Genomic DNA, 15347 nt, shown 5'->3' with positions numbered 1-15347 from the left:
AAATCAAGGATGATGAGCGAATACATTTATTATGGAAATCAAGCAAATAAAGTATTTTTTGACGGTCGTTGAATCGGGCAGTATTGGAAAAGCTGCCCAAAAACTCGATGTGGGTGCTTCGGCGATTAGTCAGCAAATTAGTAAGCTCGAGCAAGAGTTAAGCATTCGCTTATTACAGCGTAATGCTTTTGGTGTGACTCCAACTCCTGCTGGCCTTGCCTTTTTAAAGCACTCTCAACTTATTTTGCGTCAAGTGAACTTCGCCATAGATGCTGCACATTCAGCACGGCTTTCCGGTCATGTCAGCCTTGGTTTTCCACCGACCATTACCGCTTTAATTGGCATCCCTTTAATGAAACTAATGTCTGAACGTTATCCAGATATTCGTTTAGAGATTGTGGAAACCCTGTCGGGGAACCTGATTCAGTCGATTAATTCGCGTCAGCTTGATATCGCCATTATTTTTACCAATGAAATTGATAAACAGTGGTCAATTCAACCCTTGGTACGCGAGCAAATGTATTTAATGGCACGCAAAGAAGTGCTCGAAAAATACGGACTTAGCGAATGTATTAAAAGCGGAATTATTCAGTCGCAGCAAATTGGCGATATTCCTTTAGTGTTGCCACGTCAGCGTCATAGCTTAAGAAAACTGCTTGAGCACAAGATTGGGCAGCTCAATGTCGTCTATGAAATTGATGGCTTGCATTTGCTTATGGACAGTCTGATTCATCTTGACCTTGCAAGTGTGAGGCCCGGTAGTGCTTGCTTACAAGAGTATAAACACAAGCTGCAATTGCTTAAGGTCGTCGACCCTGAAGTTGAACGAATTAACTATTTGGTGAGCCTTGCCGAAGAAGAATTATCACCTGCCGCACTTGCTGCCAAGTCAGCCATTAAGGCATGTGTGAAAGAATTGATTCAAAACCAGATTTGGCCATGTTCTGAAATTATTTTATAAAGGGTCATTAATTTTTCTAAATACCTAATTAATTTTCTCCTCTCACTCCCTCCTGCTTTTTAAGATTACATTTTCCTTCGAATGATAAGTGGTTTTCTGTTTATCGAAACATAGATGTGTAGTTTGAACTGGAAACAAGGCATCACATTTTCTACGAAGGACACCTTTAAACCTCATCTCTAACCCATTTCCTATTTAGGTTTATTGATTGAATCAGTTTACGTCCAAACCTTGAAGATCGTGAATGTTTCCATTTTGTTAGGCCAAGGAGGTCTCCAATGGATGTCGTTAATAACCGTAGGGCTACTTTTAAAAAAATATTAAATGTAACGAGTGGCAACTTTTTAGAACAGTACGATTTTTTTCTTTTTGGTTTCTATGCCACCTATATCGCAGCAAAGTTTTTCCATTCTGATAATGAATATGTCTCTTTAATGATGACATTTACCGTATTTGCTGCGGGTTTTCTTATGCGTCCTCTCGGCGCTATTTTCTTGGGTGCCTATGTCGACAAAGTCGGTCGTCGTAAAGGTTTGATTGTCACTTTAAGTCTTATGGCAATTGGCACCATCTTAATTACCTTTGTGCCGGGTTATGAAACCATTGGTATTATCGCGCCAATTTTGGTGGTAATTGGGCGTCTATTACAAGGCTTCTCGGCAGGTGTTGAATCTGGCGGTGTTTCAATTTACCTCGCTGAAATTGCAACCGATAAAAACCGTGGCTTTATTACTAGCTGGCAGTCTGGTAGCCAACAAATTGCGGTTGTATTTGCGGCCTTACTTGGTTACTGGCTCAACACCATTTTAACTCATGCTCAAGTAGGTGAATGGGGCTGGCGTATTCCGTTCTTAATTGGCTGTTTAATTATTCCTTTAATCTTCTTGTTCCGTCGTACTTTAGAGGAAACTGAAGACTTTAAAGCGCAAAAAACTCATCCATCTTCAAAAGAAATTTTCAGCACACTTGTAAGCAACTGGCGTATTGTACTTGCCGGCATGATGATGAGTGCCATGACCACTACTACGTTCTACTTTATTACGGTTTACACCACCGTGTATGCAAAACGCACTTTAGAAATGTCGGTAACAGATAGCCTTTTAGCAACCGTGTTTGTAGGTTTATCGAATTTCTTCTGGTTACCAATGGGTGGATTACTTTCCGACAAAATTGGTCGTCGTCCAGTATTAGTGGGTATTACGACACTTGCGATCTTTACCAGCTATCCGGTTTTAAGCTGGTTGGTGAGCGACATTAGCTTCTCAAACCTACTTATTACCCTTGCTTACTTCTCGTTCTTCTTTGGTATGTACAACGGCACTATGGTCGCAACGCTTGCCGAAGTGATGCCAAAACGTGTACGTACCGTTGGCTTCTCTTTAGCATTTAGTCTTGCAGCCGCGATTTTTGGTGGTATGACTCCAATGGCTTGTACCTTCCTTGTCGAAAATACAGGTAATGCCAGCACACCAGCATTCTGGCTCATGCTCGCTGCAGTATGCAGTCTCATCTCAAGCTTGTATTTATGTCGTGGTTCTAAACAGAAAGATCCTGACGCAATTGCTGAACCTGCAAAGGTTAGCGCTTAAAACAACTCATTCCTTAACCTGAAATTTTAATAAACAGTACGGCAGATCTTAAGTCTCCGTACTGTGCTTTCTTGCAATTCAAGTGAGGCACCATGAAAAAGTCCCCTATCTTCATAACCATTTGCCTAGCTGGTGCAGGCTTAGGATCTACATTTGCCAATGCAGATACGCTCGAAGTAATTAGCTCAGGCGGTTTCTATTCATCTATGGAAAAACTCATTCCAATATTTGAAAAGCAAACTGGTCACACGGTTCACCTCTCATCTGGTTCGTCTATGGGTGAATCACCGACTGCAATTCCAAATCGACTCGATCGTGGTGAACGTTTTGACGTGGTGGTCTTGGCTGCTCCTGAACTAAGCAAACTCGCAGAAAAAGGTTATGTTGACCCAAACTCACAAAGCGCTTTGGTGAATTCAAGCATTGGCATGGCTGTGCCTAAAGGTGCACCAAAACCAGATATTAGCTCTGCGGCAAAATTTGAAAAAGTTTTATTAAATGCCAAGCACATAGGCTATTCAGCAAGTGCGAGTGGTACGCATCTTGAAAAAGATGTTTTCCCAAGCTTTCCACCTGTCGAATACAAAGTAATTTCGAGTAAAGCAGAAAAAGTGGTAGGCGACCGCGTTGCAAAACGTATTGCCGAAGGCCAGTTTGATATTGGTTTCCAGCAAATTAGTGAAATCAAACCTTTTACCGGCAAATATGGTCAAGTTGAGTTAGTTGGTCCAATCCCTGCGCCTTACCAAAAAGTTACCGTATTTGCTGCTGGTATTGGTAAAAACTCGGAACATGCAAAAGTCGCAAAAGAGTTAATTAAATTTGTGAAATCGCCTCAAGCGACACAAATTATTGAAGAACAGGGTCTTGAGCAGGTTAAACAATAAAAGCTCTAAAAGGCAGCATTTTGAGAGGATGTTGCCTTTACTCTTTGAACGGTTTACGCAGCGTAATAGAACAAAATGTAGAGCAATAAACCAGTGTAGAATAATTAACAAAGGTCAAAGTAGAATTTGCCGTGGAACTTAAACAATTAAAGTATTTTATTGCAGTGATCGAGTCAGGAAGCTTGGGTAAAGCTGCAAAAAATCTCGATATTGGAACGTCTGCATTAAGTCAGCAAATCTCAAAATTAGAGAGCGAGCTTTCTATTCGCCTTTTACAGCGTACCGCTTTGGGTACGGTTCCCACCCCTGCGGGTTTAGCTTTTTTTCAACAGGTTCAACTGGCACTTAGACACCTAGACCATGCCGTAGACTCTGCGCATTCCTCACGTTTAAGTGGTCATGTCACCGTGGGTTTTTCACCGAGTGTGGCAGCTGTTATAGGCACGCATTTTTTAAAACTCATGAGAAATCGTTACCCCGATATTAAAGTCCGTTTAATTGAAGGGTTATCGGGTGACCTCAAAGCCTTGGTAAATGCAAGGCAGCTCGATGTTGCCATCATCTTTAGTGACGATGTCGACCCACAGTGGGCCATACAGCCTTTAGTCAAAGAACAGATGTTTTTAATCTCGCCTAAAGAAGTGCTGGGTCAATACCACCTTGAAAGCTGTATCGACACTCAGACCATTAATCATTCACAGCTTAAAGAACTTCCACTGATTTTACCGAGCCAACGACATGGACTGCGTTTATTGCTCGATCAGAAAATTCACCAACTTAAAGTGGCCTATGAAATTGATGGGCTGCACTTGTTAATGGAAAGCATTAGCCAACTCGAAATGGCAACCATTCAACCTGCGGGTGCATCGTTAAACTCACGGCAAGACCTGTGTTTACTGCGCGTTGTAGAACCTGCTATTGAGCGTATTAACTATTTAATTAGTCTCTCTGAAGAAGAGCTCTCACCTGCCACCTTAGCCACGAAAGTGGTGATTCGTGCCTGTGTAACTAACTTGATTAATGAAAAGCGCTGGCCCGGTGCGGAACTCATAAACACTTAAGCCATTAGTGTTTATTTTTACTAAACACCCATTCAAGCCTAGCCTCTCACTTCATCTTCCCTTTTGAAGCTACATTAGCCCTAGCTGAGAAAGGGAGAAATCCATGCATGATGTAATTGTGATTGGTGGTGGGAATGCCGCACTGTGTGCCGCGCTCACAGCAAAAGAAAGTGGTGCTTCTGTACTGGTAATAGAGGCAGCGCCCAAAGAGTGGCGTGGTGGTAACTCACAACACACTCGTAACCTTCGCTGTATGCATAATGCTCCTCAAGACGTATTGGTCGATGCTTATCCCGAAGAAGAATATTGGCAAGACCTACTTAAAGTGACTGCGGGCAAAACCAATGAACACTTAGCCCGTCTAGTGATTCGTAGCACGGCGACCTGTCGTGACTGGATGCGTAAACATGGTGTGAATTTTCAGCCACCGCTATCAGGTGCTTTGCATGTTGCACGTACCAATGCATTTTTTATGGGCGGCGGTAAAGCCCTCATTAATGCGTACTACCGTAGTGCCCAAGAACTTGGCATCGAAATTTTATACAACACAAAAATTAAAGATCTAAAGTTAAACCAAGGACATTTTGAAGCTGCAATTGCGGAAGATGGCCGTGTGTTTAAAGCAAAAAGCTGTGTATTGGCCGCAGGCGGTTTTGAGTCAAATCTCGAATGGTTAAGAGAAGCATGGGGGCAAAATGAAAACGGCGAATGGCCTGCCGATAATTTCATTATTCGTGGTACCCGTTTTAATCAGGGCAACTTACTCAGATTTATGATAGATCAAGGCGCCGATATTATTGGTGATCCATCACAATCGCACTGTGTCGCCGTAGATGCACGCGCACCGTTATATGACGGCGGTATTTGTACTCGTATTGACTGCGTTTCCTTGGGGATTGTGGTCAATAACAAAGCTGAACGTTTTTACGATGAAGGCGAAGACTTCTGGCCAAAACGTTATGCGATTTGGGGCCGTCTTGTTGCCAAACAGCCACAGCAAATTGCCTATTCGATTATCGACTCAAAAGCCATTGGTCGCTTTATGCCCCCTGTGTTTGCGGGTGTAAAAGCAAATAGCATTCAAGAGTTAGCCGAAAAAATCGGACTGGATGCAAAAACCTTATGCCATACCGTAGAAGAATTTAATCAAGCCTGTGTGCAAGGCACCTTTAACCATACCGTTTTAGATGACTGCACCACCGAAAATATTATTCCCAACAAAACCCATTGGGCCGTTCCTCTCGACCAGCCACCTTTCTATGCCTATGCCCTTAAACCCGGCATTACCTTTACCTATTTAGGTTTAAAAGTCGAAGACGATGCTGCGGTACGCTTTAACAATAAAGCCAGCCGCAATCTGTTCGTCGCAGGTGAAATGATGGCAGGTAACGTACTTGGTCAGGGTTATACCGCAGGTGTCGGCATGTCGATCGGCACAATCTTTGGGAGAATTGCCGGAAAAAATGCCGCCCACTATGCACTTTCACAAGGAGTTGAACATGAATGCTAGTACCAAAGCCCTAATTCCAGTTGTTCAGCTCTCTGACCATGAGCAGGAAGTTCAAAGAGCGCTACAGATTTGTAATGCTTGTCGCTACTGCGAGTCATTTTGTGCTGTATTTGCGGCTATGACCAAACGTCTTGAGTTTAACCAAGCCGATATTCATTACATGGCAAACCTCTGCCATAACTGTGGTGCATGTTTACATGCTTGCCAATATGCTCCACCACACGAGTTTGGTGTAAATATTCCAAAAGCGATGGCACAAGTACGTTTAGAAACTTATCAAGAATTTGCTACACCTCAGCCTTTAGGTCGACTTTATAAGTCTGTAGGTATTCCTTTTGTTTCGACGTTAACACTCATTTTCTTTTTTTGCATGTTAGCTGTAGTGTGGTGGAAAGGCACTGACTTATTTGCAGGCTATCAAGGTAATTTTTATGCGATTTTCCCGCATAACTTTTTAGCACTATTGTTTGGAGCGACCTTTACAGTTGCAATTGTTTTACTCGGCATTGGAGTTAGCAAATTCTGGCGACAAACCTCTAAAGTCATTCATGGCAAAGTTGAGAAACCAGATCTGGTTCAAGCCACTCAAAATGTATTAACACTTAAATATTTAGATGGCGGTCATGGTAAAGGCTGTAATGAACAAGATGACCGTTATACACAAATCCGCCGTGTGTTCCATCACCTGACGTTTTATGGCTTTATGCTTTGCTTTGCAGCTACGGGTGTAGCGACTTTATATCACTATTTTCTTGACCTACATGCGCCTTACCCTATCTTTAGCTTGCCTGTGATTTTGGGTACTTTGGGTGGGATTGGCTTAGTGATTGGACCATCGGGCTTGCTCTATTTAAATCTTAAACGTCACCCATTACATGGTGACCGTGAGCAAAGACCTGTAGATCGAGGCTTTATTTTCCTTTTAATTTTAGTCAGTGCTTCAGGCTTAGCTCTCATGGCATTTCGCAATACCCCTTACATGGCACTTTTACTGATTTTCCATTTAGCTACGGTCATGACGTTTTTTATTACCATGCCATTTGGAAAGTTCGCACACGGTTTTTACCGCAGCGCTTCTTTACTTAAATTTGCCATCGAAGAGCGTATTTCCAAGAAGTCATAATGTTTAAGATTAGAAAAACTTCCTAATAAAAAACCGCTATAAAAGCGGTTTTTTATATTCAACTACAATGATAATTGAATGGACATATTGAAAACGGTAATAGCTTAAGCAATTTTCCCATCAATAATGCCTTTCTCTTTTAACGCAGCTAGCTCTTCTGCTGTTTTAAATCTCGATAAGATTTGAGCAGTATGTTCACCAAGCTCTGGAGGTGCATGATGATATTCAACGGGAGTATCAGACAGTTTGATGGGTGAGCCAATGGTTTGGAAGTTTTCATTTAAACGATGAGGAATATTGACCACCAAATTACGATGCACGATTTGTGGTTCAGCCAAAGCATCTTCAATAGAATTGATAACACCTACGGGTACTTTAAGTGCATGAATCCTCTCGACCCACTCTTTAGCAGTTTTCTGCAAAAAGTGTTCCGACAATAAAGGAATCAGTTCATTTCGATATTTTACGCGGTCTTGGTTGCGCACAAACTTATCATTTTCGAGCAACTCTGGATAACTAATCGCAATACACAAATCTTTAAACTGTTTGTCGTTGCCACAAGCAATAATAAATTCTTTATCTTTAGCCTTAAAAGTTTGATACGGCACAATACTTGGGTGTTGATTACCCATGCGTTGTGGCGCTTTACCTGAAGCTAAATAATTCATTCCCTGATTTGCCAGTGCCGCGACCTGCACATCAAGGAGTGACATATCAATATACTGACCGCGTCCTGTGTGTGAGCGTGCAATCAGTGCCGCTTGAATGGCAATGGTGGAATACAATCCAGTTTGAATATCTACCACAGCCACTCCAACTTTTTGTGCACCACCACCTGCCACATCATCAGGCTCACCGGTAATGCTCATTAAGCCTGACATACCCTGAATAATAAAATCATAGCCGGGCTCTTCTGCACGTGGGCCATCTTGCCCAAAACCGGTAATCGAGCAATAAACAATATTTGGGTTTAACTCACTTAATGACGCGTAGTCCAAACCATATTTAGCCAAAGACCCTGTCTTATAATTTTCAATCACGACATCTGCAGTCTTGGCAATTTCATAAATTAAAGCCTGTCCTTCGGGTGTGGTAATGTCTACCGCAACCGAATATTTATTTCGGTTGGTACACTGAAAATAGCCAGATTCACGGGTCATGTTTCCATCTTGATCGGGCATCCATGGTGGTCCCCACATACGGGTGTCATCACCGACTCGAGGACGTTCAATTTTAATGACTTCCGCGCCAAGGTCTGCCAAGATCTGTCCGCACCAAGGCCCTGCAAGCACACGACTTAAATCTAAAACCCGAATTCCTTGTAATGCACCCATAACGATACCCTTATCTTTTAGAAGGCACTCAACGCACCTTCTTTTCATTGTTTATGATTGTCTTTGTGGATCGTACTGACGATCTTTAATAAATAAGCCCGGCAATACACCCGCAACAAAATACGCAGCTCCCATCACAATAAAGGCCATGGTAAACGTACCACCCGATGCCAAGAAACCAATGGTAGCTGGTGCAATAGCGGCTCCGACACGACCAATGTTATAAGCACCGCCAATGGCTGTTCCTCGCACATCGGTTGAAAAACTTTCAGCCATATAGGTCGCGTTTACACCATATGGAATGCCATATAAGAAGCCAAAAGTGATCAATAAATACAAAATATTGTCAGGAGTATTGAAGAAAATAATAATTGGCAAAAACACAGCACTGGCAATTGTGCCAAATACAAAAACAGCACGGCGGTTAAATTTGTCAGCAAGATACCCTGCTAAAATTTTTCCTAGAATCATTGCTGTATATGAACCCACCATATAACTGGTTAAGTTTTTAAAGTTCATATGTACTTCTGTTTCTAAATAACTTGGCATCCAGTTGTTAATGCCGTAATAACCAAACTGTAAGAAGAATGCTGTCGTCATCCACAACAAAAACATTTTACGGTGCTTAAAGTTATTAAAGATTTGTTTGTAGATACTGCTACTTTTTGGCTTTTCAGCCACCACTCTTTCTTTAGGCTGTCTGTTGCCTTGTAAGCTTTCAATTTTGGTGAGCTGCCAAGATTTTGGCTCTGGTACAAACCGTTGCAGGAAAATATTAACGAAAGCAGGTACTACGGTCAGAAAGAATAAAACGCGCCAGCCATAATCTGGAATAATTACGCCAGCTAATAACGTTGCAGCAATATAACCTACGGTCTGGCCCGTCTGTAATGTGCCCAAGACCGTTGTACGGTAAGTGGTTGGCACATATTCAGCCATTAAGGTATTACACGCCATATAGAGTGCTCCAATACCCAAAGCACCAATAAAACGTAAAGCCATAAATTGCTCGAAGCTTTGCGTAAAGCCCAATAAACAAGTCGCTACAGAAAAGAAAGTCACCGAGTTGGCAATGGTTCGTACGCGACCAAACTTGTCACATGCCCAGCCACCCAAAATACCGCCAATACCCATACCTGCCAAAGAAGCACTGCCTAATGCACCCGCTTGAAAGGTAGTTAACCCAAACTCTGCCTTTAAACTGGTCAAGCTATAAGACAGCAGCATAATATCAATGCCATCGACCACCATCGCAAAATAGGCAAATAACAACGCCCATTTCCATGTATTTGGTCCAATCTTTTCATATGTTCCAAGGTTACTTGGAAATGTGGTTCTTAATTCTTTCGATATTACTTGAACGTCATTGTTCATCTTTAGTTCCTCATTTTCCCAAATGAGTCATCGATAGCTTACTTATGTTTTCTGTATGACTTAATCTTTTATATTTTCATCATCTTACATTTGGTTTTAAGTACACAGAGGCACATCTTCACATGAGTATCCTTACGATGAATCTTGTCATTATCCATAAATTTTTGTGTAAAAAATCCCTAAAGGTGCTCCCGAAAGAACACCTCTATCTTAAAAAAATGAGTGAGTTAGTTACTAAATGCGGCAATGCCTGTTTGTGCACGACCTAAAATCAAGGCATGAACGTCATGTGTGCCCTCGTAGGTATTTACAACTTCAAGATTGACCAAATGACGTGCTACGCCAAACTCGTCACTAATGCCGTTTCCACCCATCATGTCACGTGCCATGCGGGCAATATCAAGCGCCTTTCCACAGTTGTTACGCTTAATGAGAGATGTACCTTCAACCGATGCAATACCTTCATCTTTCATACGGCCAAAACGTAAAGCTGCCTGTAAACCCAAAGCAATTTCAGTTTGCATATCTGCCAGTTTCTTTTGAATCAATTGATTTGCAGCCAGCGGGCGACCAAATTGTTTGCGGTCCATGGTGTATTGATGTGCAGTATGCCAGCAGAACTCGGCAGCACCCATCGCCCCCCATGCAATACCATAACGAGCACTGTTCAAACAGGTAAATGGGCCTTTTAAACCTCGAATTTCAGGGAATGCATTCTCTTCAGGTACAAATACGTTATCCATTACAATTTCACCTGTAATCGAGGCACGTAAACCGACCTTGCCATGAATTGCGGGTGCAGATAGGCCTTCCCAGCCCTTTTCTAAAATGAAGCCGCGAATATCACCGACATTGCCTTCAGCAGAAACTTCTTTTGCCCAAACCACAAATACATCTGCAATTGGACTGTTGGTAATCCACATTTTGGCGCCACTTAAACGGTAACCACCTTCAACTTTTTTAGCACGGGTAATCATACTGCCCGGATCTGAACCATGGTCAGGTTCGGTCAAACCAAAACAACCAATGTATTCACCAGTAGCCAGTTTAGGTAAGTACTTCTGCTTTTGCTCTTCAGTACCAAATTCATGAATCGGAACCATGACTAATGAGCTTTGCACGCTCGCCATAGAGCGGTAGCCCGAATCCACATATTCAATTTCACGCGCAACCAAACCATAACTCACATAGTTCAAACCCGCGCCGCCATATTGCTCAGGAATGGTTGGGCCAAGTAAGCCAAGCTCTCCCATTTCACGGAAAATAGATGGATCTGTTGTTTCATGACGGAATTGTTCAAGTACACGGGGTTGCAAACGTTCTTGACAATAGGCATGAGCCGCATCACGAATCATGCGCTCATCTGGGCTAAGCTGTTGCTCAATTAAAAATGGGTCTTGCCAGTTAAATTGAACTTTTGCTTTTTTTGTTGTCACCATGTGATTCATCGCATCCTCTGCTTGATTGGATCTTCTTTATTTAACTCGATGTTATGCGTGAAAAATGCAGTAATCAAACGATAAATGTTCATGCAGATATGCGACTTACGCATATTTAAAATGAGTTACGTTAAATTTACATATTTAATTCGTTGTATTTTATTAAAAATGGCTCATTTTTATACTAAACTCGGATATCTGCATGTATGTCATATGCTGTTTTGAAATATGATGACAAATAAAAGGATTTATTTATGCGAAGAAGCATCCCGTCCATTCAGGGGCTAATTTGCTTTGAAAGTGCAGCAAAACATCTAAGTTATACCTATGCTGCGCAAGAGTTATGTATTACCCAAAGTGCAGTCTCGCGCCAAATTCAGCAATTAGAAGATTTCTTGGGCGTTGAACTTTTTATACGTACTCGGCATGGTGTTGAACTCACCATTGCAGGTCAGCAGTATTTTAAAAGTATTAAGCCTTACTTATTAGGTCTAGAAAAATGTACAGCCGATGTGATTTCTCATAAAGGTTTAGGTGGCACACTAAAGTTAGGTGTAGTACCTACCTTTGCAACGCGCTGGTTGTTACCCAAGCTCCATCTTTTAAATCAAAAACACCCTGAAATTACGGTTCACTTAGAAACCAGTACCAAGCCCTTTTTATTTAATGACAATATTTTTGACGCCGCTATTTTTGCAGGTACGCAGCAGCAAATTGATCACTGGCCCGGCATACAAGCACATTATTTAATGGATGAAGAAATTGTACCCGTGTGCTCGCCGAGGCTCATCGAAAAGTATTTTCCAGATGCAGTCATGATCAATGAAAATACCTATGATTTAAGCTCGGAAGATTTGCTGAAAATTCCTCTACTGCAACAAACCACTCGGCCTAGCATTTGGCAAGAATGGTTTCTAACTCATCAGATGCAACACCCTAAACCTTTTGATGGACAACGCCATGAGTTATTTTCAATGCTTGCGGTTGCTGCAAGCCATGACATGGGAATGGCCTTAATTCCACAAATGTTGATTGAGTCTGAACTACAAAAAAAAGAACTGGTGATTGTTTCCAATAAGAAACTAAAAGGTAGCCGAAAATACTATCTCATCCATTCAAGCCAAGACATAACCCCAACCATTCAAAAATTTGTTGAATGGATTTACCAAGAACTAGAACAACTAAAGACTAATACGAATTAGCTCAGCAGGTTTTACTTATGCTCAATACTCATAAAAAAAGGTTGTGATTAATTAAATCACAACCTTTTTAGTTAAGTGTAAATGACTTTGAAATTAATGACTCATCAATTGAATATCTGAACCGCTACGTTTAGGGTCAATCAAGATTTTGGCGTGCTGTTCAGGGTCACGTAATGCTTCAAATGCATTAGTTACGCCTTCTAGGCCAACAACACCGGTAATGAGCGGTGAACAGTTCACTTTACCTTCTGCAATCATGTGCAGCGCATCTCTAAACTCAAGTGGTGTATAGCCCAACACAAACTGAATTTCTAGCTCTTTATTAATCGCAAGTGCTGGTTCTATTTTGTCACTTTGCATGCATACACCCACCCCAACAATTCGAGAAAACAAAGGTGCACCTTCAATAATTTGCTGCAAAACGCCCGGTACGCCCACACACTCAAAAATAACAGGACGTTTTGGCAGAGCGCCCAATTTATCAATCATGCGCCATCCATGCCACCAAGGTAAGCGTGTCGCTTGTAACTTATCAAACAGTCCCATGCCCATGTTAATGGCATCCGAAACATTGCCAAGTAAACCAAATTCTTTCCAGTTGGCAAATGGCGATGTCTCTTTAGGGTCTACCACAATATCCGCACCACATTGCTCGGCAAGCTTACGTCGGTTTGGAGAAAAGTCACTGGCAACTACGGTTTTAACCCCAGCAGCTTTAAGCATTAATATGACACCTAGCCCGACAGGACCACAGCCAATCACAATCGCAGGTTCACTTGTTTTTACACGGCTACGGCGAACAGCATGCAATGCAACCGCCATAGGTTCGGTCATGGCAGCACTATCCGCATCTAGACCATTCGGTACTTCAAACATCAAGCTTGATTGAGCCAATACTTGCTCGGCATAGCCACCCGAAGCATTTGGGGAAAGCCCTGTAGACAAATAACCATGCTGATCTACATTCAAAAGCGGCATTGCGCAAACGAGTGTATCCGCTTTAAATTTATGGCGTGTTTTTGGACCGTAGTCTAAAACCTTGCCGCAAAACTCATGTCCAAGTACAAATGGGTCTGTAGACTTCGCTAAACCATTAAACCCGACACGTGCAGCCAAATCATGCATGTGGTCGCAGTGATGCTGCATATGTAAATCTGAACCACAGATCCCACATCGCACCACTTCCAATAAAACTTGTCCTTTTGCAGGTGTTAAGTTCGGTTGGTCCACTACTTGCAATGTTGCTTGATGACAAAGTACCGACTTCATTTGAGTGCTTCCTATTTCTTCTTTTTCATTTACTTGCCAGAAATAGATTTCTACAGATAAATTAATCGCTTTATCGGTTTGGTCTTTAGCAAGCCTTTATTCATCTTTACAAGTAAAAGGCAAAATACCAATGACCATTCTTCAGCCAATCCGCTCTTGAAGAGTCAACAAAAAATAGGCTCAGCGAAATTAAAAACAATAAAAATCTTGATGCTTGTATCTTACACAGACTGCGTTATCTTCTTAGGCCAGAACAATGTCATCAAAATTAAAACTTATACAAATATAGTAAGTTCAAAAAACTCAACTCAAAGCTTTTCACAAAAACATAGCAAATCCAAACTTTTATCAGCAGCCCTAAACAGGCATGATGAATTAAGACAAATTGATAAGAAGAAATTTATGATTACTAAAACGCTTCCACTTACAGATATACACCGCCACCTTGATGGCAACATCCGCATTCAAACCATTTTAGAATTGGGGCAACAATACAATTTAGATTTGCCTGCTTACGACATTGAATCTTTACGGCCACACGTACAAGTGATGGATAACCAACCAGACTTATTAAGTTTTTTATCTAAGCTCGATTGGGGCGTAAAAGTATTAGCCAGTTTAGATGCCTGCAAACGTATTGCTTTTGAAAACATGCAGGATGCAGCACAGCAAGACCTAGACTATGTAGAGCTACGTTTTTCACCGGGCTATATGGGAATGACACATCAACTCCCCCTTGAGGGCGTTGTGGAAGCTGTGATTGCTGGAGTAAAAGAAGGTAGTCAGGCGTACGGCGTAAAAGCGAACCTAATTGGCATTATGAGTCGTACTTTTGGCCAAGAAGCCTGTGAAAAAGAGTTAAATGCTCTACTCGCCCATAAAAATGATATTAAAGCGCTGGATCTCGCTGGAGATGAGCTTGGTTTTCCGGGCAATTTATTTATTGATCACTTTAAAAAAGCACGTGATGCAGGTTGGCACATTACCGTACATGCAGGCGAAGCTGCCGGCCCAGAAAGTATTTGGCAAGCCATTGAAGAATTAGGTGCCGAACGGATTGGACATGGTGTTAAAGCAGTTCAAGATTTAAAACTTTTAGATTATTTGGCAAAACATCAGATTGGTATTGAATCTTGTCTTACTTCAAATATTCAAACCAACACAGTGCCTTCTTTAGCAGAGCATCCATTAAAGACTTTTTTAGAACATGGTGTACTTGCCACTATTAATACAGATGACCCTGCTGTAGAAGGCATTGAAATACAACATGAATATTTAACTGCTGCCCCATTGGCAGGTTTAAGTCCTGAGCAAATTTATACAGCTCAAGAAAATGGACTTAAAATCGCATTTTTATCACATCAAGAAAAAGATGAGTTAAGACAGAAATATCAATAACAGAGAACAGAGAACAGAGAACAGAGAACAGAGAACAGAGAACAGAGAACAGAGAACAGAGAACAGAGAACAGAGAACAGAGAACAGAGAACAGAGAACAGAGAACAGAGAACAGAGAACAGAGAACAGAGAACAGAGAACAGAGAACAGAGAACAGAGAACAGAGAACAGAGAACAGAGAACAGAGAACAGAGAACAGA

12 protein-coding genes are annotated in these 15347 nt (G+C 41.7%); 8 read left to right on the top strand and 4 right to left on the bottom strand.

Translation table 11 applies throughout. From position 1 onward, the window contains the following. The first annotated feature begins 31 nt into the window (after positions 1-31). From EGS71_RS16760 to tcuB, 6 genes are all read left to right on the top strand, one after another. On the top strand, positions 32-961 hold the full coding sequence (locus tag EGS71_RS16760; protein ID WP_000403826.1) for a LysR family transcriptional regulator: 930 nt from the start codon (positions 32-34) through the stop codon (positions 959-961). Positions 962-1239: 278 nt separating this feature from the next. After that, on the top strand, positions 1240-2550 hold the full coding sequence (locus EGS71_RS16750) for an MFS transporter (RefSeq protein WP_000383636.1): 1311 nt from the start codon (positions 1240-1242) through the stop codon (positions 2548-2550). 92 nt (positions 2551-2642) lie between these two features. Continuing rightward, entirely contained in the window at positions 2643-3437 is a 795-nt protein-coding gene (locus EGS71_RS16745; RefSeq protein WP_000749499.1) for a substrate-binding domain-containing protein, read from the top strand. 131 nt (positions 3438-3568) lie between these two features. After that, the gene (locus tag EGS71_RS16740) at positions 3569-4498 is read left to right on the top strand and encodes a LysR family transcriptional regulator (protein ID WP_000421128.1); all 930 of its coding nucleotides are present in this window, start codon (positions 3569-3571) and stop codon (positions 4496-4498) included. Positions 4499-4601: 103 nt separating this feature from the next. Continuing rightward, positions 4602-6008 carry an FAD-dependent tricarballylate dehydrogenase TcuA gene (gene tcuA, locus EGS71_RS16735; RefSeq protein WP_000543972.1) on the top strand — a complete coding sequence of 469 codons (1407 nt, stop codon included), beginning with the start codon at positions 4602-4604 and terminating at the stop codon, positions 6006-6008. Then, complete coding sequence (gene tcuB, locus EGS71_RS16730) at positions 5998-7131, top strand: tricarballylate utilization 4Fe-4S protein TcuB (protein WP_000994370.1); 1134 nt, start codon at positions 5998-6000, stop codon at positions 7129-7131. The genes tcuA and tcuB overlap by 11 nt, the downstream gene beginning before the upstream one ends. Positions 7132-7235: 104 nt before the next feature. On the opposite strand, the gene EGS71_RS16725 is transcribed toward tcuB, so the two are convergent. The 3 genes from EGS71_RS16725 to EGS71_RS16715 all read right to left on the bottom strand — a co-directional run bounded on the left by EGS71_RS16725 (position 7236) and on the right by EGS71_RS16715 (position 11287). Next, a complete protein-coding gene (locus EGS71_RS16725) occupies positions 7236-8465 on the bottom strand; it encodes a CaiB/BaiF CoA transferase family protein (RefSeq protein ID WP_000501141.1) in 1230 nt (409 codons plus the stop codon). A 51-nt stretch (positions 8466-8516) separates the two neighbouring features. Continuing rightward, the gene (locus EGS71_RS16720) at positions 8517-9839 is read right to left on the bottom strand and encodes an MFS transporter (RefSeq protein WP_001058269.1); all 1323 of its coding nucleotides are present in this window, start codon (positions 9837-9839) and stop codon (positions 8517-8519) included. A 227-nt stretch (positions 9840-10066) separates the two neighbouring features. Next, entirely contained in the window at positions 10067-11287 is a 1221-nt protein-coding gene (locus EGS71_RS16715) for an acyl-CoA dehydrogenase (protein ID WP_001016271.1), read from the bottom strand. 245 nt (positions 11288-11532) lie between these two features. On the opposite strand from EGS71_RS16715, the gene EGS71_RS16710 reads away from it, so the two are divergent. Continuing rightward, the gene (locus EGS71_RS16710) at positions 11533-12480 is read left to right on the top strand and encodes a LysR substrate-binding domain-containing protein (RefSeq protein ID WP_001254615.1); all 948 of its coding nucleotides are present in this window, start codon (positions 11533-11535) and stop codon (positions 12478-12480) included. Positions 12481-12573: 93 nt separating this feature from the next. Here the strand turns inward: EGS71_RS16710 and EGS71_RS16705 are convergent, their stop codons facing one another. Next, positions 12574-13749 (bottom strand): zinc-binding dehydrogenase, encoded by a 1176-nt coding sequence (locus tag EGS71_RS16705; protein WP_000843791.1) that lies wholly within the window; start codon positions 13747-13749, stop codon positions 12574-12576. 402 nt (positions 13750-14151) lie between these two features. On the opposite strand from EGS71_RS16705, the gene add reads away from it, so the two are divergent. Further along, positions 14152-15147 carry an adenosine deaminase gene (add, locus tag EGS71_RS16700; protein ID WP_000629037.1) on the top strand — a complete coding sequence of 332 codons (996 nt, stop codon included), beginning with the start codon at positions 14152-14154 and terminating at the stop codon, positions 15145-15147. Positions 15148-15347: the final 200 nt, after the last annotated feature.

Origin of the sequence: Acinetobacter sp. FDAARGOS_559 (assembly GCF_003940475.1) — a bacterium.
GTDB lineage: Bacteria > Pseudomonadota > Gammaproteobacteria > Pseudomonadales > Moraxellaceae > Acinetobacter > Acinetobacter baumannii.
Note: the sequence above shows the minus strand (reverse complement) of the source record. Positions and strands in the feature narration are given on the sequence as shown.